Origin of the sequence: Streptosporangium sp. DT93 (assembly GCF_049844535.1) — a bacterium.
Lineage (GTDB): Bacteria > Actinomycetota > Actinomycetes > Streptosporangiales > Streptosporangiaceae > Streptosporangium.
Window position 1 is genome coordinate 529,511 of sequence record NZ_JBNCLF010000002.1, and the last position, 18,416, is coordinate 547,926.

An 18,416-nucleotide genomic window follows, 5' to 3' on the forward strand; every position below is an offset into this window, starting at 1 on the left:
CCAGGTGGGAGAACACACCGATGCCGATCGACGTGAGCGCTCCGCCGCTCCGCCGCGCCCGGACGATCCCTGTTCACCGGGTTCTGCCGAATTTCGCCCGCGACCCCGCCAACACCCTGGCGGACATCGGCGGGCAGGTGGACGGTGAGCTCGTCCGGCTGGGGCTCGGTCCTTTCCGCCCCTACCTGGTGACACGTCCGGACCACGTCCAGCAGGTGCTGAAGTCCGACTGGACGAGCTACCAGCGCGAGGGCATGTTCTGGCGGCCCCTGCGACGCGTCCTCGGCGCCAGCATCCTCGGGGAGGGCGAGCCCTGGGAGTCCAGCAGGAGGGCACTCCAGCCCCTCTTCACCACGCGCCGTGTCGCCTCGCTGGCCGAGCGGATGGCGGAGATCATCAACGAGCGGATGGACGAGCTCGACGAGTACGCCGGCTCGGGGCGTCTCGTCAACGCCGCCGAGCAGATGGCCCGCATCGTGAACGCCGCCATCGTGGGGGCGTTGTTCGGGGGCAGGATCAGCCGCGCCGACGGCGAGCGTCTCGCGCCCGCCTACGACACCGCGGCCGGTTCGATCACCTTCCGCCTTGTCATGCCGTTCATGCCCTACTCCATCCGGGTACCCGGCGACCGGGCCTTCATGAAGGCCGTCGAGACGATCGACGAGGTGGTGTTCCCGCTGATCAGGAAGGCGCGGGCCGACTCCTCCGGCGGTCCCGACGTCATCTCCGCCCTCTGTGACCTGCGCGACGACGACGAGGCCGGCAACCGGCAGATCCGCGACGACCTGGTCAGCGTCTACGGGGCGGCCTCGGAGTCCACCGCCATGACCCTGACCTGGCTGTGGCCGCTGCTCGACGCGCACCCCGAGATCGCGGCCCGGCTGCAGGAGGAGATCGACGGCGTGGTGGGTTCCGGCCCGGTGGCCGCCGGGCACGTCCCCGAACTGCGCTACACCCGCATGGTCCTGCAGGAACTCCTCCGCCTCTACCCGGCGGGCTGGATCTTCCCCCGGATGGCGATGCGGGACGGCGAGATCGGCGGCGTGCGGATCAAGGCGGGCTCCCAGGTGCTGATCAGTCCTTACGCCACGCACCGCCTGGAGGAGTTCTGGGAGCGGCCGCTGGAGTTCGACCCCGAGCGCTTCGCCCCCGGCGACCGGCCGCGCCGACACAAGTACGCCTATTTCCCCTTCGGCGGTGGCCCGCACCAGTGCCTGGGCCAGCACCTGTTCTACGTCGAGGCACCCCTGCTGCTCGGGGCCATCCTCGGCCGCTTCCGGATCGGCGTCCGGTCGAAGGGGCCCTTCACCGCGGCCGCGGCCGCCTCGCTGCGGCCCAAGCAGGACATCGAACTGGAGATCACCCGGGCCGGGCGCGTCGCGGGCGGTGTGCGGTGACCGCCCTCCCCGCCCTCCCTGCCCTCCCCGGGCTCCGTGACCTCGCCGATCCCCGTGCCGCCGACGGCCCGGACGGCCTGCCCGACGCCGTCGGCAGCGGGATGGTCTGCGCCGTGGCCGGGCAGTGCCAGCGGGACATGCGCGGATGGGCCGCCGCCTATCCCGGCCTCTTCTCCGCCAGGCCCTTCGACGCGGCCCTCTACAGCACGCTGTCGCTGGCCATGGCGTTCAGCGGCCCCTGGTTCGACGCCGAGCGGCTGCGGATGGCCAACAAGGTCTGCCTGTGGGCCTTCGCCCTGGACTGGCTCGTCGACTACGTCGCCGCCTCGCCCGCCGAGGCCGAGGACGTCACCCGGCGGTGCCTGGCCACGGCCGAGGGCGCGCCCCCGGTACCCGGGGACGACCTGACGCGCATGCTGGCCGACATCCGCGACGAGCTCGCCACCTCGCCCGCCTTCCCGATGCTCGGCCCGGTCTGGCGCGAGGAGCTCAGGCTCATGCTGGACGCCATGCTGCTGGAGTGGCACTGGAAGGGGCGGGGGGGCCGGCCCTCGTTCGAGGAGTACCTCGGCAACGCCGACAACCTGGGCTTCGCCTTCGCGTTCACCTCCCACTGGATCCATACCTCGGGACCGGTCGACGAAGCGGACATCGCGCCGATCCGCGAGGCGAGCCGGGCGGTCCAGCGGGTGATCCGCCTGCTCAACGACCTGGGCACCTACGAACGCGACCTGGACTGGGGTGACCTCAACGCCCTGCTGCTCGGTACCGGCCGTTCCGAGGTCGAGCGCCACGTCGCCGCGCTCGCGGCCACGAGCCGGAGGCTCATCGCGCCCCTGCGCCACGGGCATCCGCGGATCGCGGGATACCTGGAGCGGCAGATGGACTTCTGCGCCGGGTTCTACCGGGTCGGCGACTACTGGGGGCCCCTGTGAGCGTCTCCGAGAGCGTCCTCGAGACACAGATGCCCGGAGCGCGACGGAAACGGCCTCCCGCGCGCGTCGACGTGGCCGCCGAGGCGCGCGGCCTGGTGGCCGGGCTCCTGGCCGAGCCCTGGGGGCAGGTCTCCGCCTCGGTCTACGAGACCGGGCGCGTGGTGAGCGCGGCGCCGTGGCTCTCCGGCCACGCCCACCGCGTCCGCTTCCTGCTGGACGCGCAGCGCCCCGACGGTGGCTGGGGCCTCCCGGACGGCTACGACCTGGTCCCCACGCTGAGCGCGACCGAGGCCCTCCTGGCCGAGCTGCGGCGAAGAGGTCACCGGCCCCCCGCCGGAGCCGGGCGCGGCTCCCCGGACGGTGACGGCCGCGCTCCCGGCCCGCTTCCCGGAATCGGTTTCCGCGTTCTGACGGAGGCGGCCGGCCGCGGGCTGCGGGCGCTGAGGCGCTGGCCGGGCGAGCGGACACGGACCCGCCTGCCGGACATGCCGGCGATCGAGCTCATCGTGCCCGCCCTGGCCTCCGCGATCGACTCCCACCTGGCGCCGGAGGAGAAGCTGGAAACGCCCGAGGGCATGGACGGGACGAAACTGGCCGCGATCCGTTCCCGGCTCGTCGCGGGCGCCGCCGTACCGCAAAAGCTCGCCCACGCCCTGGAGGTGATCGGGAAGGCCGCCGCCGGAGCCGCGGGCGTCGGTCCCGCCCCGCTCTCCCCGGCCCTGACCGGAGACGGCCGGGGCGGCCGCGCGATCGGCGCGATCGGCGCCTCACCCGCGGCGAGCGCGGCCTGGCTCGGGGACCGGGACGCCGCCGATCCGGGCGATCCCGTCCTGCGCTACCTGGAGGAGGTCGCGCGCGGGACCGGCGGCCCCATGCCCTGCGCCACCCCGGTCACGGTGTTCGAGCGCGGGTGGGTGCTGAGCTGGTTGCTGCGCGCCGGGATCCGCACGACCGTACCGGCCTCGCTGGCGGCGAGCCTGAGCGGCGCGCTCGGCCCCGGCGGCACCGCGGCGGGCCCGGGACTGCCGCCGGACGCCGACACCACCTCCGTCGCCTTCCACGCGCTGGCCCTGCTGGGAATCCGGCTCGAACCCGCCGGGCTGTGGGCGTACGACACGGGCACCCACTTCTGCACCTGGCAGGGAGAGGACGGGACGTCCCCGACGGTCAACGCGCATGTCCTGGACGCCTTCGGCGAGTACCTGCGCCGTGGCGCGGGCCCGGCCGGCCCCCGCTACGCCGCGGCCGTGACCAGGATCTCCGCCTGGCTGCGCGACCGGCAGGAGGCCGACGGGAGCTGGCTGGACCGCTGGCACGCCTCCCCGTACTACGCGACGGCCTGCTGCTCGATCGCGCTGGCGGACTTCGGCGGGCCGGAGTCGACGGCCGCGGTGCGCGCCGCGGGGGACTGGGTGCTCGCCACCCAGCGCCCCGACGGGTCCTGGGGCCGCTGGGAGGGAACCGCGGAGGAGACCGCGTACGCGCTGCAGACCCTGCTGCTGGCCGCGGGCCCCGCGGCGGGCCGCGACGACGCGCGCGCCGCCGCCCTGGAGCGAGGCCACCGTTTTCTGCTGCTCTCGATCACCGACCGGGGTGAGCCCGTCGACGCCCCGCCGCTCTGGCACGACAAGGACCTCTACCTGCCGGCCGCCATCGTGCGGGCGGCGGTCCTGGGGGCCCTCCACCTCTCGGACAGGGCCGTGTCCCCGGCGTCCCCGGCGTCCCCGGCGTCCCCGGCGTCCCCGGCGTCCTCAGCGTCCTCAGCGTCCCCGGCGTCATGGGCGTCCCCCGTGTCCCCGGTCCCTTCCGGCTTCCGGCGCCCTTCCGGCCGTGGAGGGTCTGGTACCTCTTGACCGTAACAAAGAGTAATCAATCATTAACAGGCCTTGTCCAAAAAAGGACATCTATGAGGTGATTTCGATGCTGCCTTGAGTGTATTTCGCGACGTTGCTAAGGTTCACCGGGTGTGACGCGGGACGCCGCCGATGTGTGTTGTGACTGCGGCATGGCGTCAGGTGATTCACGCGTACCGATCGCCGTGAAACGCACTGCGAATTTATTTCACTTTCACCGGGATGGATGCTATGCGCGTGCGCAACGGCCGATTGCGGACCAAGGTGACGGCGCTGCTGGTGTCGTTGACCGCGCTCTGGGCGTTCACCGCATGGGTCACGGTGCGTGAGGGCGTGAACATGCTGGGCGTCGCCACGCTCGACACCAACGTCGCCCAGCCGAGCGAGAAGCTCGTCGGCGCGCTTCAGACCGAGCGGCGTCTCACCCTCATCGCGCAGGGAGACCCGCGGGCGGGCCGCCGGATGCGCGACGCCCTCACCGCCCAGCGCAAGCGGACCGACGCGGCCGGAACGGAGTTCCGGAGGCTCACCGGCAGCGGCAGCGTGCGAACACTCGGAAGCGACATGCTCGGCCGGCGTATCGCCGAGGTGTACAGGAAGCTGGACGGCCTCGCGGCCGACCGCAAGGCGATCGACGCGGCACGGACCGACCGTACCCGGGCGGCCACCTCGCTGACCGAGGTCATCTCGTCCATCTACCACATCTACGACTCCATGGCGACGCTGGACGACAAGGAGATCGCCGCCGACGTCCGCACGCTCATCGAGCTGAGCCGCGCCCTGGAGACGCTCTCCCAGGAGGACGCCATGGCCGCGGGCGCCCTGGCGGCGGGCCGCCTCACGGACGCCGAGCGCTCCATGTTCACGCAGATCGTCGGCGTGCAGCGCTTCCTGTTCCGGGAGAAGGTCGACGAACTGCCGGAGGCCGATCGCGTCCCCTACCTGAGGCTGGCCGAGGACCCGGCGTACCTCCGCATGCGGATCATGGAGGATCAGCTCATCCAGGCGAGGACGCCGATGAACATGTCCGAGCCCGTGGACGCCCAGCAGTGGGCCTCCGTCACCCAGCCCGTCCTGGTCAAGCTGCAGCAGACGATCCTGCTCTCCGGCGACAGTATCGTCGAGCGCTCCATGCCGGTCGCCACCGGCGTCATCGTGCGGCTGGCCCTGGCCGGAGGCCTGGGCCTGGTGGCCGTCGTCGCCTCGGTCGTCCTGGCCATCACCACGGCCCGAGCCCTGGTCCAGCAGCTGGAGAAGCTGCGGGCCGCCGCCTGGGAGCTCGCCAACGAGCGGCTGCCCTCGGTGGTCGAGCGGATCGGCCACGGGGAGACGGTGGACGTGGCCGCGGAGGCGCCACCCCTGAAGTTCGGCGACGACCAGATCGGGCAGGTCGGCCAGGCGTTCAACGCGGTGCAGCAGACCGCCGTCAAGGTCGCCGTGGAGCAGGCCCAGCTCCGCCGCGACATCGCCGACATCCTGCGCAACCTCGCCCGCCGCACCCAGTCGCTCGTGCACCGCCAGCTCAGCGTGCTCGACGTCATGGAACGGCGTGAGAACGACCCGCAGGAACTGCGCGACCTGTTCCGGCTCGACCACCTGGCGACCCGCATGCGACGCTACGCCGAGAACCTCCTGGTGCTCTCCGGCGCGGCGCCCGGCCGGGCGTGGCGCGACGCGGTCCCGATGATCGACGTGGTCCGCGGCTCGCTCGCCGAGATCGAGGACTACACCAGGATCGACGTGATGCCGCTGGGCGAGGTCTCCCTGGACGGCCGCGCGGTGAGCGACGTCATCCACCTGGTCGCCGAGCTCGTCGAGAACGCCGCCTCCTTCTCCCCGCCCTACACCACGGTCCAGGTCACCGGCCAGCCGGTGGCCCACGGCTACGCGCTGGAGATCGAGGACCGGGGCCTGGGCATGAGCCCCGAGGACATCGTCGCCGCCAACGAGCGGATCGCCAACCCCCCCGAGCTCAAACTCTCCGGCAACGCCCGCCTGGGTCTGTACGTCGTCAGCCGCCTGGCCGAACGGCACGACATCCGGGTGACGTTCAAGGCCTCGCCGTACGGCGGCACGACCGTCGTGGTCCTCGTCCCGCAGGAGCTGATCACCCAGGACCCCGCCCCCGTGACCGGGTCCGTGACCGGGCCGGCCGTCCCGGTCGGGGTGCCCCAGGCGCGCACCGCGAGCACCGGGGAGATGAACGGCACCGCGCCCGGCACGTCCGGGCCGGCCGGGATGCCCGGCCTGGCCGCCGACCCGGATCTCACCGCCGGTCTCGCGGGCAGGCTGCCCCAGGGACGGCACTCCGCCGACGCGACGACGGCGCGCGGCGGGGACCGCGCGACGGACACCGCCATGAACGCCGCCATGAACGCCGCGATGGACGCCGTCAGGGACCCCTCCGCGGACGTCCCCGGGGGCGCCGCCACCGGTCGGTTCGCCGATCCGGCCGCCCCCTCGGGGGCGTGGGACCGCCTGCCCGACTACGCCGCGCCCGCCGCGCCGGCCCGCCGCCGGCGGCGGGCCGCCGAGGACGCCGGCACCGGGGTGCCCGACGAGCCGGTGACCGAGGGGCCGGGAGTCTCTGAGGCCTCCGAGGCCGCGGGGGCCGCGGGGGCCGCGGGTACGCTGCTGCCGCCCGTGCTGCCCCCGCCCGACAGCAGCCACACCCCCGGGGGCCTGCCGAGGCGCGTCCCGCAGACCCACCTGGCGGCCCCGCTGCTGGACGGCGAGCCCGCCGCGCCGCCGCCGGCCGAGGAGACCGGCACCGACGCGCGCTCCCCGGAGGAGATCCGCGCGGCCATGTCCTCCTTCCAGGCGGGCACCCGGCGCGGACGCGACGACGCGGACCGGCTGCACGGCAGCGACCAGAACGACCAGAACGACCAGAACGACCCGAACGACCAGAACGACCAGAACGACCCGAACGACCCGGCCGGCGCGGCCGGCGCGGACGACCCCGGCCGGTCGTACGGCCGCTACAACGGCGACGCCGGCCGGCCGCACGGCCGGGACACCGGTGACGGCGGCCGGCCCTACGGCCGGGGCGCGGACGACGCCGGCGAGGGGGAGCCCGCCGTGTGACTCGAACCGACCATCCCAGGACGCGCGCCGGGCAGGCGGCGCGGAACGCCTGCAGGCAGAAGGAGAGGACAACGAGTGGTGCAGGGAACAGGATCTTTCACGGACCTGGCCTGGTTGCTGGACGACCTGGTCGCTCGGGTGGAGGAAGCCCGGCACGGAATCGTCTTCTCCACCGACGGCCTGCTGCTGGGCGCGTCGGCCGGGTTCTCCCCGGCCGACGCCGAGCACCTGGCCGCCGTCGGCTCGGCGATCCAGAGCCTCGGGCGCGGGGTCAGCGACCGGGTCGGCGGCGGCCCGATGCGCCAGACCATCATCGAGATGCGATCGGCGTACCTGATCGTCACAGCCGCCGGGGAGGGCGCCTGCCTGGCGCTGCTCTGCGGGACCGAGGCGGACGTCGGCCTGGTCGCCTACGAGATGGCCATGCTCGTCACCCGGGTCGGCCAGTACCTCACCTCGCCCACCAGGACCGCGGAGTCCTCCTTCCGGGGTGACGGCACGCCATGAGCATCTTCGACGAGCAGCCGGACAACCTGTGGGTGGACGGCGCGGCGGGGCCGATCGTCCGGCCGTACGTGCTGACGCGCGGCAGGACCGAGCCGAGCCGGGGTAAGATCGATCTCATCACGCTGGTGGTGACCGTCCGCCAGGTGGCACCGAGGGAGCCCGGCCTGGACCCGGAGTGCGTGGCCATCGTCTCGCTGTGCCTGCAGCCCCAGTCGGTCGCGGAGATCGCCGCCCGCACCAACCTTCCGGCGGGCACGGTCCGTGTCCTGCTCGGTGACCTGCTCGACCAGGGATTCATCGCCATGCAAGAACCGCATTCGGAGACCGACATGCACGACGAAAGGCTGTACAGGGCGGTGCTCGATGGACTCCGTGCGCTCTAGCCGCGACGCCGGAAGGGTGAAGCTGCCCAAGGCGATCAAGATCCTGGTCGCGGGAGGGTTCGGCGCGGGCAAGACCACGCTGGTCGGAGCGGTCTCCGAGATAGAGCCGCTGCGCACCGAGGAGGTCCTGAGCAACCGGGGCGTCGGCGTCGACGACCTGTCGGGCGTGGAGACCAAGCAGACCACCACGGTCGCGATGGACTTCGGCCGCATCACCATCGGCGACGACTACCGCCTGTACCTGTTCGGCACGCCGGGCCAGGAGCGGTTCTGGTTCCTCTGGGACGAGCTGGCCCTGGGCGCCCTCGGCGCCGTGGTCATCGCCGACACCCGCAGGCTGGCCGACTGCTTCCCCTCGCTCGACTACTTCGAGCGCCGCGAGACCCCCTTCGTCGTCGCGGTCAACTGCTTCGACGGCGCCCGCCGCTACGACCTCGACGAGGTCAGGCTCGGCCTGACGCTGCACGAGGACATCCCGATCGTGATGTGCGACGCCCGGCGGCGCGCGTCCGGCATGGAGGTCCTCATCACGCTGGTGGAGCACGCGATGAGGACGCGGCTGGGCGTGAAGGCCCAGCCCCTGCCGGACACGTCCTCCCCGGCCGAGTCCACCGGGAGCCGCTGACCGGCGGCCCCTCCGGCGGCCCGCCTGCGGGTGCGCGCGGGCTTCCCGTGCAAGTGGACCGTGTACGGTGAGCACGGTCAGGGCTGGTACCCCGAGGACGCCCCCCTGGCCGGCACGACCACCACATGATGCCCTCCTTCCACGGGGACGACCTGGTCCTGGACGTCCCGGCCGGGCACGGGCCTGCCGGGAGGACACGGCCGGGCCGTTCCCGGCGCCGCCCGCCGCGCTGGACATGCGAGGCTTGTCGGTATGAACCGCCTGTCCAAGATCGACCTTTCGCAGAAGCTCTCCAAGAAGGAGGCGTCCGAGCGCCTCGACGCCGCCCTCGAACGCCTGCTCCGCCTGCGGCTCACGCTCGGCGGCCAGGCCGGCGAGAAACGCATCGGCCCGCCCCTGTGCGTGGTCTTCGAGGGCTGGGACGCCTCGGGCAAGGGAGGCGCCATCAAGCGGCTGGTACGCCCGCTGGACCCGCGCCACGTCCGCGTGGCGCAGTTCGCCGCGCCGACCTACGACGAGAAGCGCCACCACTTCCTGTGGCGGTTCTGGCCCGTCCTGCCCGGCTGGGGCGGGATGGCCGTGCTCGACCGCTCCTGGTACGGGCGGGTGCTGGTGGAGCGGGTCGAGGGCTTCGCCACCGAGCGGCAGTGGTCGCGCGCGTACGAGGAGATCGTGGAGTTCGAGCGGACCCTCGCCGCCGAGGGCATGATCATGGTCAAGTTCTGGATGCACGTCTCCGAGGAGGAGCAGCTCCGGCGCTTCCAGGACCGGGCCGCCGATCCGCTGCGCGCCTGGAAGCTCACCGACGAGGACTGGCGCAACCGCGAGAAGCGGCCGCAGTACGAGGCCGCGGTCGAGGAGATGCTCGCCCGCACCGACCACCCGGGGGCGCCCTGGCACGTGGTCCCCGGGGACGACAAGCGCCTGGCCCGCGTCACGGTGGCCGAGACCGTCTGCGACGCCGTCGAGGCCGAGCTCGCCGCCCGGGGACAGGAGGCGGTGAGCGCCCCGCAGGGCGCGGCCGGGGCGGCGGACGACTGACCGGGGGCGGCCCGGGGTGGGATCGTGCAAGGGTGACGCGCGCCGGGTGCCGGGACGGCCGGGGGAACCCGGCGCCCGCCGGCCCGTCATCGGTCTTCTTCGACGCAGGGGGGTGTACGGCGCATGCGGTTGAGCTCGCGTCTGAGCAGGCTGGACCGGCGGGTGTTCGCCATGGTGGCGGGCACGAGGCTGCCGGGTCTGGACCGGGTCGTGCCCGCGCTGTCCCGCGCGGCCGACAACTCGCTGCTGTGGGCCGGCCTGGCCGGCGCGCTGGCGGTCAGCGGACGCCGGCCGCTGCGCCGCGCCGCCACCCGGGGGCTGCTCGCGGTCAGCCTGGCCAGCCCGCTGGTCAACCTGGTCGGCAAGCAGGCGTTCGGCCGCAGGCGGCCGTCGGCCGAGGGACTCCCCGGCGTGCTGATCAAGATGCCGCTCTCGGCGTCGTTCCCCTCGGGCCATTCGGCCTCGGCCGGGGCCTTCGCCGCCGCCGTGGCGATGGAGGCCCCCCGGGCGGTCGCCGTGCCGGTCGCGCTGCTGGCGGCCGGGGTCTGCTTCTCCCGCGTCTACACCGGCGTGCACTACCCCGGCGACGTGCTCGTGGGAGCAGGGGTCGGGGTGGCGGCCGGGCTGATCACCCGCCGTATCTGGCCCGAGGCCGGTGAGGCAGGGCAGGCCCGCGCGGCGCTCACCGCGCCCTCGGCGCGGCTCGACCCCGGCGGCGAGGGGGCGATCGCCGTGGTCGACGGCTCCGCCGACACCGGCGTCGCGCAGCAGTTGCGCGAGGCCCTGCCCCGGGCCGAGGTCGTGGAGGTGGCGCGCGACGCCGACCTCGGCGCCGTCCTGCGGGAGGCCGCCTCGCGGGCCACGGTGCTCGCCGTGGCCGGGAACGACTCCACGGTCGACCTCGCCGCCGGGGAGACCGCGGGCGGCGCCACCCCGCTGCTGGTCGTCCCCGCGGGCGGTCACGGCCGCTTCACCCGCGCGCTCGGGGTGGAGACCGTGCAGGAGGCCGTGGACGCGTACCACACCGGCGATCTCGTCGCCGTCGACGTGGGGGAGGTGGCGGGCCGGACGTTCGTCAACAGCGCCACCGTGGGCCTCCACCCCGCGCTGACGGAACGATGGGAGCGACGGCAGGGCCGGATCGGCAAGTGGCCCGCCCTGCTGTGGGCCATGGCCGAGCTGCTCGGCCCCGGAGGCGCGCGCCCCGTCGACCTGGTCGTGGACGGCGTGCCCCGCCGCGTCTGGACGGTGTTCGTGGGCAACTGCCTGCACGAGCCGCGCGGTGGCGCACCCTCCAGGAGACACCGCCTGGAGGACGGCCTGCTGGACATCCGCGTGCTCGCCGCCGCCGACCGGCTGCCCCGCGTGCGGGTCTTCCTCAGCCTGCTGGCCGGAAGGGTGAAGCTGTCGCACCACCACCAGCAGTGGCAGGCCGACACGCTGCGCCTCTCGGCGCCCTCGGGACGGCTGCTGCTGGGCAGCGACGGCGAGACGTTCACCGTCTCCGGCGAGGTGGAGTTCACCAAGCGCCCGCGCTCGCTCCTGGTGATCCGCAGGGCGGAGGGGGCCGGCCAGGGCCCGTGACCGGGTGCTGTTTGACGCACCGTGACGGATACGGCAATAGTTGTGCGGTGACTGCCCCCCGTATTCTCTCCTGTGCCGTGGTCACCCTGGTGGCCCTGACCGCCTGCACCTCCGCTCCCGGCGACCCCGTGGTCGGCCCCCCCACCGCGGGCGGCGTGGTCGGCGCGGGCGAGGGTTCCGGCGGTCCCGCCTCCTCGCCGGAGCCCGGGGACCCCGGCGTCTCGCCCGGTGCCGTGGCGCTGACGGCCGACGAGTACCGCACGGAGCTTCAGGAGGCGCGCGACCCGATCCGCGACGCGGTGAAGCGGCTCGCCGGGACCGGCGGCCTGAAGACGCTCGGCAAGCAGCTCGACCGGACCACCACCGCGGTGGACGGGGCGGTGACCCGGCTGGGCGCGCTCTCCCCGCCCGCGGAGGTGAAGGCCCAGCACGACGGTTACGTCGCGGCACTGCGCGACCTGTCGGCCTCCTTCGGCGGCGCCCGCCAGGACGCCGCGTCCCAGCAGCTGTGCACCGGCCCGGCCGTGCTGGCCAACATGGGCAAGGAGGGCTCGCTGAGCGCGGTGGAGCGGGCCGCCGGCGCGCTGAGCGGCTACCCGGCGAGCGTCATCTCGGTCAAGGCGCCCAAGGAGCGCGACCGGCGGCTGTCCAACGGCAGCTTCGTCGCCTCGGAGAGCCGGTCGGGCCGCGGTTCCCTCGAACTGCGCAACGGCACCGCGCAGGACGCCGTGGTCATCCTGGTACGCGGCGGCAGGAAGGCCGTCAGCGTGTACGTCCGCAAGAAGTCGAAGTTCAAGATCCAGGGTGTGCGGGACGGCAACTACAAGATCTACTACACCTTCGGCGAGGACTGGGACTCCAAGGCCCGCACCTTCACCCGGTCGTGCGACTTCCAGCAGTTCGGCAAGAGCGTGCGGTTCACCACCACCAGGACCGCGACCCACATCCGCTGGTCGGTCTGGACGATCACGCTGCACAGCGTCGTCGGGGGGAACGTGAAGCCCAAGAAGATCAACCCGAACGACTTCCCCGGCTGACCGCCCGCCGGGCCCGAGCGCCGGCCCGTGGGCGCCGCCGGCGCGAACACGGAGACCGGCGCGAATGCCGGGACCGCTGAGAACGCCGAGACCGGCGCGGACGCGGAGACCGGCGCGGACGCCGGGACCGCTGCGAACGCGGAGACCGCGACCCCCTCAGGGGATCGCGGTCTCCGTTTCATGTCCTCCGGACCCCGATCAGGTCGAGAAGAGCATTCCCACCCAGCTGCGCTGGCGGTGGTGGCCGTAGTGGCCGCCGTGGTGCGGCGCGCCCCACGCGGGAGCGCCGTAGCCGGGGGCTCCGTAGGCGGGGGCCCCGTGCACGGGCGGCGGGGGCGGCGGCGGGGGAGCGGCGTGGGTCTGCTGCGACCACTGGCTCTCCATGCGGGTCAGTGTCTCGAGCTCGCCGTAGTCCAGGAAGATTCCGCGACAGCTCTCACACTGGTCGATGTGAACGCCGTTGCGCTCGTAGGTGCGCATGGCACCCCGACACTTGGGGCACTGCATCTGGTCGTTCTCCTTGTTCGGACGTGGTAACCGACGTACCCACAACCTACTGCGTGGGCGCGCCCCGGCAGGCGGTTCGGTGACGGACAATCCTCAGGCACGCCTCGACGAGCACCTCCTCCACCTCGTCCAGCGCGCGTCCCTGCCGCCGTGCCGTGGCCACCGCGGCCGCCGCGAGCTGCACGGTCATCGCCTGCGCGGGGATCTCCAGCCGTTCCCACGGGTCGCCGTCCGCGGGGACGGCGATCCCGCCCGCGGCGTGGTAGGCCGCCAGGAAGCGGTGCCAGACCTCGGGCTCCAGCAGTCCGGCCGCGAACCAGGCGGCGGGCCTGGACAGGTCCCAGGCCTGGTCGCCGACGCCCAGGTCGTCGACGTCGATGAGGATCCACTCCTCCGGGGCGCGGACGAGCTGGCCCATGTGCCAGTCGCCGTGGGTCAGGCCCGCGCGCGGGCCGCCGGGGTCGCCGGAGCCGGTGCCCTCGGGGGGAAGGCAGGTGAAGGCGCGGCGCACGACCAGTTCCGCGGCGGAGCGGTCCCCGAGCCGGGCGACGGTCGTGGCCACCCGCGCGGGACCGCCCGCGGCCCGCAGCGGGGGAAGCGCCCGCGCCGGTACGGTGTGCAGCCGGGCCAGCAGCCGGGCCGCGGCCTCCCAGGGCGCCGCGTCGGGGTCGTCGTGGTCCACCGGCGTCCCGGCCGGCCAGACGGTGACCAGGCGGTCCCCGGCGGTCATGACCTCCGCGGTGACCGGCCGCAGCACGATGCCGTCCAGCGCCGGGTGGACGACGGCCCGCATCCGCTCCACCAGCGGCTCCCGCTCCGCGCCGGGCGCGTGCGCCTTGACGACGACGGGACCGGCCCGCACGATGACCACGTCCGGCCTGGTCGGCATCACGGTTCCGGGAACGCCGCCGTACCGGGTGCCGATGCGGCGCAGGCGGTCGATCAGGTCCTCGCTCTCCATCGGGTAAGTGAACCACCGATCGGCGGCCCCGCCGTCCGGCCGAATAGGGTGCCGGTATGAGGATCGGGTTCGCGGTGCCGGTGTCGGGTTCGTGGGCGACGCCGGCCAACATGGCACGGATCGCCCGCAGGGCCGAGGAGCTCGGCTACCACGAGCTGTGGACGTTCCAGCGCCTGCTCTACCCGCGGGGCCACGCGATGGGGCCGGTCTACCGCAGCGTGCACGACCCGGTGGTCACGCTGGCCTACCTGGCCGGGCTGACCGAACGGGTCCGGCTCGGGGTGGCGGTGCTGAACATCCCGTTCGCCTCGCCCGCGCTGCTGGCCAAGCAGCTGGCGAGCCTGCAGGCGGTCTCGGGCGGGCGGCTGGACGCCGGTCTCGGACTGGGCTGGCTGCCGGAGGAGTTCGCCGCCTCGGGGGCGTCGTTCGAGCGGCGCGGGCGGCGCGGGGAGGAGTTCGTCCCGCTGCTGCGGCGGCTGTGGACCGAGGAGACCGTGGAGCACCGGGGCGAGTTCTACGAGCTGCCGCCGGTGCACCAGGACCCCAAGCCGCCGCTCGTCCCGCCGATCCTGCTGGGCGGGTCGGCGGACGTGGCGCTGCGGCGCGCGGGACGGCTGGCCGAGGGCTGGATCAGTTCGAGCCGCGAGGACCTCGGCGGCATCAACGAAAAAATCTACATTGTAAAGGAAGCGGCACGTGCCGCCGGACGCGATCCGGAGGCGCTGCGGTTCGTCACCCGGGGCGTCACCCGCGTCCGGCCGGCCGGAGCGACGGGGCGCGAGGCGCTGACCGGCTCGTTCGAGGAGATCCGGGGCGACGTCGCCGCGCTCGGGGCCAGGGGCGTCACCGACGTCTTCCACGACCTCAACTTCGACCCGGAGATCGGATCGCCCTCCGCGGACCCCGCCGCGTCGATGCGCCGGGCGGAGGAGGCCCTGGAGGCCCTCGCGCCCTGAGCAAGCGTTTGGTTCTATGAGGGCATGCGGGAACAGGAGATGGCGGACCGGCTGGAGATCGGCGAACTGCTCGCGCGGTACGCCTACGCGGTGGACAGCGGGGACTGGGAACGGCTCGACCTCGTCTTCACCCCGGACGCGGTGATCGACTACACCTCGGCCGGGGGCATCAGGGGCGGCAGGGACGAGGCGCGGCGGTGGCTGGCGGAGGTGCTGCCGGCCTGGCCGGGACGCCAGCACCTGATCGGGGCGATGAGCGTCAGGTTCGACGGCGACGAGGCGGAGGTCGTCGCCTCCTTCACCGACACGCTCGCGCCGACCAGGCGGACGGTCGCCGCCGACACCCCCGGGTTCGTCCGCGGCGGCGGCTGGTACCGTCACCGGCTGGTGCGCACGACGTACGGCTGGCGCAGCAGGGAGCTGGTCGAGGAGCAGACCTGGCGGACCGTGCGGTGACCCTTCCCGCCCGGTGATGCCGGGGAGGCGCGGGAATCCGACGGGGGCGGCAGGGGCGGCAGGGGCGGGGCCTGCCGACGGGTGGCCCGTCCGGTACCTGTCATCCTTGGTCCTGTACGCGTCGACAGGGAGCAGGGGAGAACGGTGGACGAGCGCAAGCCGATCGAGTGCTGGTTGTCGGACATGGACGGTGTCCTCGTCCACGAAGGACACCCGGTGCCCGGCGCCGACGAGTTCATCCGCCGCCTGCGCGAGTCGGGCAAGCGGTTCCTGGTCCTGACCAACAACTCGATATACACCCCGCGCGACCTGGCCGTCCGGTTGCGCGCCGCCGGGCTGGAGGTGCCGCCGGAGTCGATCTGGACCTCCGCGCTGGCCACGGCCAGGTTCCTGGACGGTCAGCGCCCCGGCGGCTCGGCGTACGTGGTGGGGGAGGCGGGGCTGACCACGGCCCTGCACGAGATCGGCTACGTCCTGACCGACATCGCCCCCGACTACGTGGTCCTCGGCGAGACCCGCACCTACAGCTTCACCCAGATCACCCGGGCGATCCGGTTGATCGAGGGCGGCGCCCGGTTCATCGCGACCAACCCCGACCCGGTGGGGCCGTCCAACGAGGGGTCGCTGCCCGCCTGCGGCGCGGTCGCCGCGATGATCACCAAGGCGACCGGGGTGGAGCCCTACTTCGTGGGCAAGCCCAACCCGATGATGATGCGCAGCGCGCTGCGGGCCATCGACGGGCACAGCGAGACCACCGCGATGATCGGCGACCGGATGGACACCGACATCGTCTCGGGCATGGAGGCGGGGCTGCACACGATCCTGGTGCTCAGCGGGGTCGTCAGCAAGGACCAGGTCGACCGTTACCCGTTCCGCCCGTCCCGGGTGGTCGACTCGGTCGCCGACCTGATCGAACTGATCGACTGAGGCGCGTCCCGCGCGGGCGGGAGCCTGCGCCGGAGAGCCGGCGAAGTGGCACGTCCCGCCCGGGCGTGGGCCGGGGCGTCCGGGACGATTCCGCCGGGCCGTCGCGTCGTTCACCCTCATGGTGTGAAATAGCGTGATGTGACGGTTGCCGCGGAAAAGGACGGGATTCGGTCTCGCGAGCGGTTCCGCCCGCCGGAGACGATCCCGGCGGTGGCGGCGCTGCTGATCGGGCTCTGGGGCATCACCACGCCCTCGTTCTGGCGCGACGAGTCGGTCAGCGCCCTGGCCGCGTCGATGCCTCTCGGCGATCTGTGGCACCTGCTCGGGAGCATCGACCGGGTGCACGCGCTCTACTACCTCCTGCTGCGGCCGTTCGCCGCGTTCTCGACCGGCGAGCTGGCCATGCGCCTGCCCTCGGCCGTCGCCACGGCCGCCGCCGCGTACGGCATCGTGGTCCTGGGAAGGAGGCTCGCCACCCCCGGGGCAGGCCTCCTGGCCGGATCGCTCTACGCCGTGCTGCCGATGGTGAGCCGGTACGCCCAGGAGGCGCGCGGCTACGCGATCGTGACGGCGGTGGCCGTCCTGGCCACCTGGGCGCTGGTCGAGGCGACGCGGCGATCCGGCCGCCGGTGGTACGCGGCCTACGGGGCCTGCCTGGTGCTGCTCGGGTGGTTGCACGTCTACGCGCTGCTCCTGGTCGTCGCGCACGTGGCGACGGTGCTGCTGCACCGGCACCGCGCGTCGTCCCCGTCCCCGTCGTCCCCGTCCTCGTCGCCGTCGCCGTTCCGGTCCGAGGTCGTGCGGTTCGCCGGGGCGCTGGCCTTGGCCGCGGCCGGGATCGCCCCGCTCGCGCTTCTGGCGGCGGGCCAGCGCGAGGCCCAGCTGTCGTGGTTGCAGCCGTCGAAGCTCACCGACATCGCCTGGTTCGGTGAGGAGGTGGCGGGCACCGGATGGGTGGCACTGCTCCTGGCCGCCCTCGTGGTCCTCGGGACGCGCTCCGGCGGGCGTCTGGCGGTGGTCGCGCTGCCCTGGGCGCTGCTGCCGTTCGTGTCCATGGCGATCTCCCTGGTCCACCCCGTCTTCCACCCGAGGTACGTGCTCTTCGCCGTCCCCGCCGTCGCGCTGCTCGCCGGGGCGGGCCTGAACGCCCTGCGACCCCGGGCGGCGGGCTGGATCGGGCTGGTCCTCGTCGCGGCGCTGACCGTCCCGGCGCACCTGACGATCCGCGAGCCGGACGGGCGCCCCGACGACCTGCGTTCCATGGCCGCCGCGCTGCTGGCCAGGCAGCGCCCCGGTGACGCCGTGCTCTACATGGCGGAGAAGAGGCGCCTGTTCGTCGCCGTGTACGAGGACGCCTACCGGAACCTGCGCGACCTCACCTTCGTTCCCGGCGGGCGCGAGCCGAGGAACGCCGCGCAGCTCGCGGCCGCGCTGGAGGGGGTCGAACGCGTCTGGCTGGTCAGCGGCGGCAGGAAGTACAAGGACAAGGTCTTCGAGGGGGACGAGGAGCGCTATCTGGCCCTCATGGCCAACCGCGACTTCGCCCTGACGTCCACCGACGACTTCGGGTACTCGTGGTTCAGCCTCTACGTCCGCGAACGGCCCTGATCCCGCGCCCTCCGGGGACTCCGGGCGCGGGAGGTCAGCCGATCAGGGCGGGCAGGCGGGTGACGGTGCCGGCGAGGTAGACGCCGAGCTCCGGGGGGACGAGGTTGAGGGAGGAGAGGGTGGCCGGGTCGAGGGGGAGGCGCATCACCTCGTAGTGGCCGCGCGCGGGGTCGTCGAACTCCGGGCCGCAGCGCAGGGCCGGGTCCATGGACACCAACCGGCAGCCGTACACGTGCTGGGTCTTGACGCCCTCGTCACGGACGCACTCCAGGGTGGTCAGCGGGGTGACGTCGGAGACCACGGCGCCGAGCTCCTCCATGACCTCACGGTGCAGGGTGTGCTCCAGCGAGGCGTCCTCGGGCTCGACGTGGCCACCCGGGACCGACCAGTAGAGCTCCTGGCCGGGGACCGTGCGGCGGAACAGCACCAGCCGGTCGTCATCGTCGAGGAGGACGGCGCGGACGCTGGGTGTGACGGGCATGGGGCCATTGTGTCACGTCACCCCCGGTGAGAGCCTCTGCCCGCCTCGCCGGGGGGCGGGGGGGGCGGGAC

The 18,416-nt window shown here is 73.4% G+C and carries 17 protein-coding genes; 14 read left to right on the forward strand and 3 right to left on the reverse strand.

Annotated features, from left to right (window positions below; genetic code table 11):
* Positions 1-20 precede the first annotated feature (20 nt).
* The 10 genes from ACLQ2R_RS07540 (at position 21) to ACLQ2R_RS07585 (ending at position 12,449) form a co-directional block, all read left to right on the forward strand.
* Positions 21-1,397, forward strand: coding sequence for a cytochrome P450 (locus ACLQ2R_RS07540; protein WP_425958604.1), 1,377 nt, complete (start codon positions 21-23; stop codon positions 1,395-1,397).
* Positions 1,394-2,332 carry a terpene synthase family protein gene (locus ACLQ2R_RS07545; RefSeq protein WP_425958605.1) on the forward strand — a complete coding sequence of 313 codons (939 nt, stop codon included), beginning with the start codon at positions 1,394-1,396 and terminating at the stop codon, positions 2,330-2,332. The genes ACLQ2R_RS07540 and ACLQ2R_RS07545 overlap by 4 nt, the downstream gene beginning before the upstream one ends.
* A gap of 29 nt (positions 2,333-2,361) precedes the next feature.
* Complete coding sequence (locus ACLQ2R_RS07550; RefSeq protein WP_425958606.1) at positions 2,362-4,185, forward strand: prenyltransferase/squalene oxidase repeat-containing protein; 1,824 nt, start codon at positions 2,362-2,364, stop codon at positions 4,183-4,185.
* Between the two features lie 222 nt (positions 4,186-4,407).
* Positions 4,408-7,272, forward strand: coding sequence for a sensor histidine kinase (locus tag ACLQ2R_RS07555; protein ID WP_425958607.1), 2,865 nt, complete (start codon positions 4,408-4,410; stop codon positions 7,270-7,272).
* Between the two features lie 75 nt (positions 7,273-7,347).
* Positions 7,348-7,779: a roadblock/LC7 domain-containing protein gene (locus ACLQ2R_RS07560; protein ID WP_425958608.1), complete on the forward strand. Its 432-nt coding sequence runs from the start codon at positions 7,348-7,350 to the stop codon at positions 7,777-7,779.
* Positions 7,776-8,162: a DUF742 domain-containing protein gene (locus ACLQ2R_RS07565; protein WP_425958609.1), complete on the forward strand. Its 387-nt coding sequence runs from the start codon at positions 7,776-7,778 to the stop codon at positions 8,160-8,162. The genes ACLQ2R_RS07560 and ACLQ2R_RS07565 overlap by 4 nt, the downstream gene beginning before the upstream one ends.
* Positions 8,143-8,787 (forward strand): GTP-binding protein, encoded by a 645-nt coding sequence (locus ACLQ2R_RS07570; RefSeq protein ID WP_425958610.1) that lies wholly within the window; start codon positions 8,143-8,145, stop codon positions 8,785-8,787. Before ACLQ2R_RS07565 ends, ACLQ2R_RS07570 begins: the two co-directional genes overlap by 20 nt.
* Positions 8,788-9,039: 252 nt before the next feature.
* Positions 9,040-9,828 carry a polyphosphate kinase 2 family protein gene (locus ACLQ2R_RS07575; protein WP_425958611.1) on the forward strand — a complete coding sequence of 263 codons (789 nt, stop codon included), beginning with the start codon at positions 9,040-9,042 and terminating at the stop codon, positions 9,826-9,828.
* Between the two features lie 129 nt (positions 9,829-9,957).
* On the forward strand, positions 9,958-11,412 hold the full coding sequence (locus ACLQ2R_RS07580) for a bifunctional phosphatase PAP2/diacylglycerol kinase family protein (protein ID WP_425958612.1): 1,455 nt from the start codon (positions 9,958-9,960) through the stop codon (positions 11,410-11,412).
* 47 nt (positions 11,413-11,459) lie between these two features.
* The gene (locus tag ACLQ2R_RS07585; RefSeq protein ID WP_425958613.1) at positions 11,460-12,449 is read left to right on the forward strand and encodes a hypothetical protein; all 990 of its coding nucleotides are present in this window, start codon (positions 11,460-11,462) and stop codon (positions 12,447-12,449) included.
* Positions 12,450-12,647: 198 nt separating this feature from the next.
* On the opposite strand, the gene ACLQ2R_RS07590 is transcribed toward ACLQ2R_RS07585, so the two are convergent.
* Positions 12,648-12,956, reverse strand: a complete 309-nt coding sequence (locus tag ACLQ2R_RS07590; RefSeq protein ID WP_425958614.1) for a zf-TFIIB domain-containing protein — start codon at positions 12,954-12,956, stop codon at positions 12,648-12,650.
* A gap of 46 nt (positions 12,957-13,002) precedes the next feature.
* Positions 13,003-13,917: a phosphotransferase family protein gene (locus tag ACLQ2R_RS07595; RefSeq protein ID WP_425958615.1), complete on the reverse strand. Its 915-nt coding sequence runs from the start codon at positions 13,915-13,917 to the stop codon at positions 13,003-13,005.
* Between the two features lie 56 nt (positions 13,918-13,973).
* Here ACLQ2R_RS07595 and ACLQ2R_RS07600 point away from each other — a divergent pair, with 56 nt between their 5' ends.
* The 4 genes from ACLQ2R_RS07600 (at position 13,974) to ACLQ2R_RS07615 (ending at position 17,864) form a co-directional block, all read left to right on the forward strand.
* The gene (locus ACLQ2R_RS07600) at positions 13,974-14,873 is read left to right on the forward strand and encodes a TIGR03619 family F420-dependent LLM class oxidoreductase (protein ID WP_425958616.1); all 900 of its coding nucleotides are present in this window, start codon (positions 13,974-13,976) and stop codon (positions 14,871-14,873) included.
* A gap of 24 nt (positions 14,874-14,897) precedes the next feature.
* Entirely contained in the window at positions 14,898-15,329 is a 432-nt protein-coding gene (locus tag ACLQ2R_RS07605; protein WP_425958617.1) for a nuclear transport factor 2 family protein, read from the forward strand.
* A 144-nt stretch (positions 15,330-15,473) separates the two neighbouring features.
* Positions 15,474-16,256 (forward strand): HAD-IIA family hydrolase, encoded by a 783-nt coding sequence (locus ACLQ2R_RS07610; RefSeq protein ID WP_425958618.1) that lies wholly within the window; start codon positions 15,474-15,476, stop codon positions 16,254-16,256.
* Positions 16,257-16,466: 210 nt separating this feature from the next.
* Positions 16,467-17,864, forward strand: coding sequence for a glycosyltransferase family 39 protein (locus ACLQ2R_RS07615; RefSeq protein WP_425958619.1), 1,398 nt, complete (start codon positions 16,467-16,469; stop codon positions 17,862-17,864).
* Between the two features lie 34 nt (positions 17,865-17,898).
* Here ACLQ2R_RS07615 and ACLQ2R_RS07620 read toward each other — a convergent pair whose 3' ends face one another.
* Positions 17,899-18,345 (reverse strand): NUDIX hydrolase, encoded by a 447-nt coding sequence (locus tag ACLQ2R_RS07620; RefSeq protein WP_425958620.1) that lies wholly within the window; start codon positions 18,343-18,345, stop codon positions 17,899-17,901.
* Positions 18,346-18,416 lie beyond the last annotated feature (71 nt).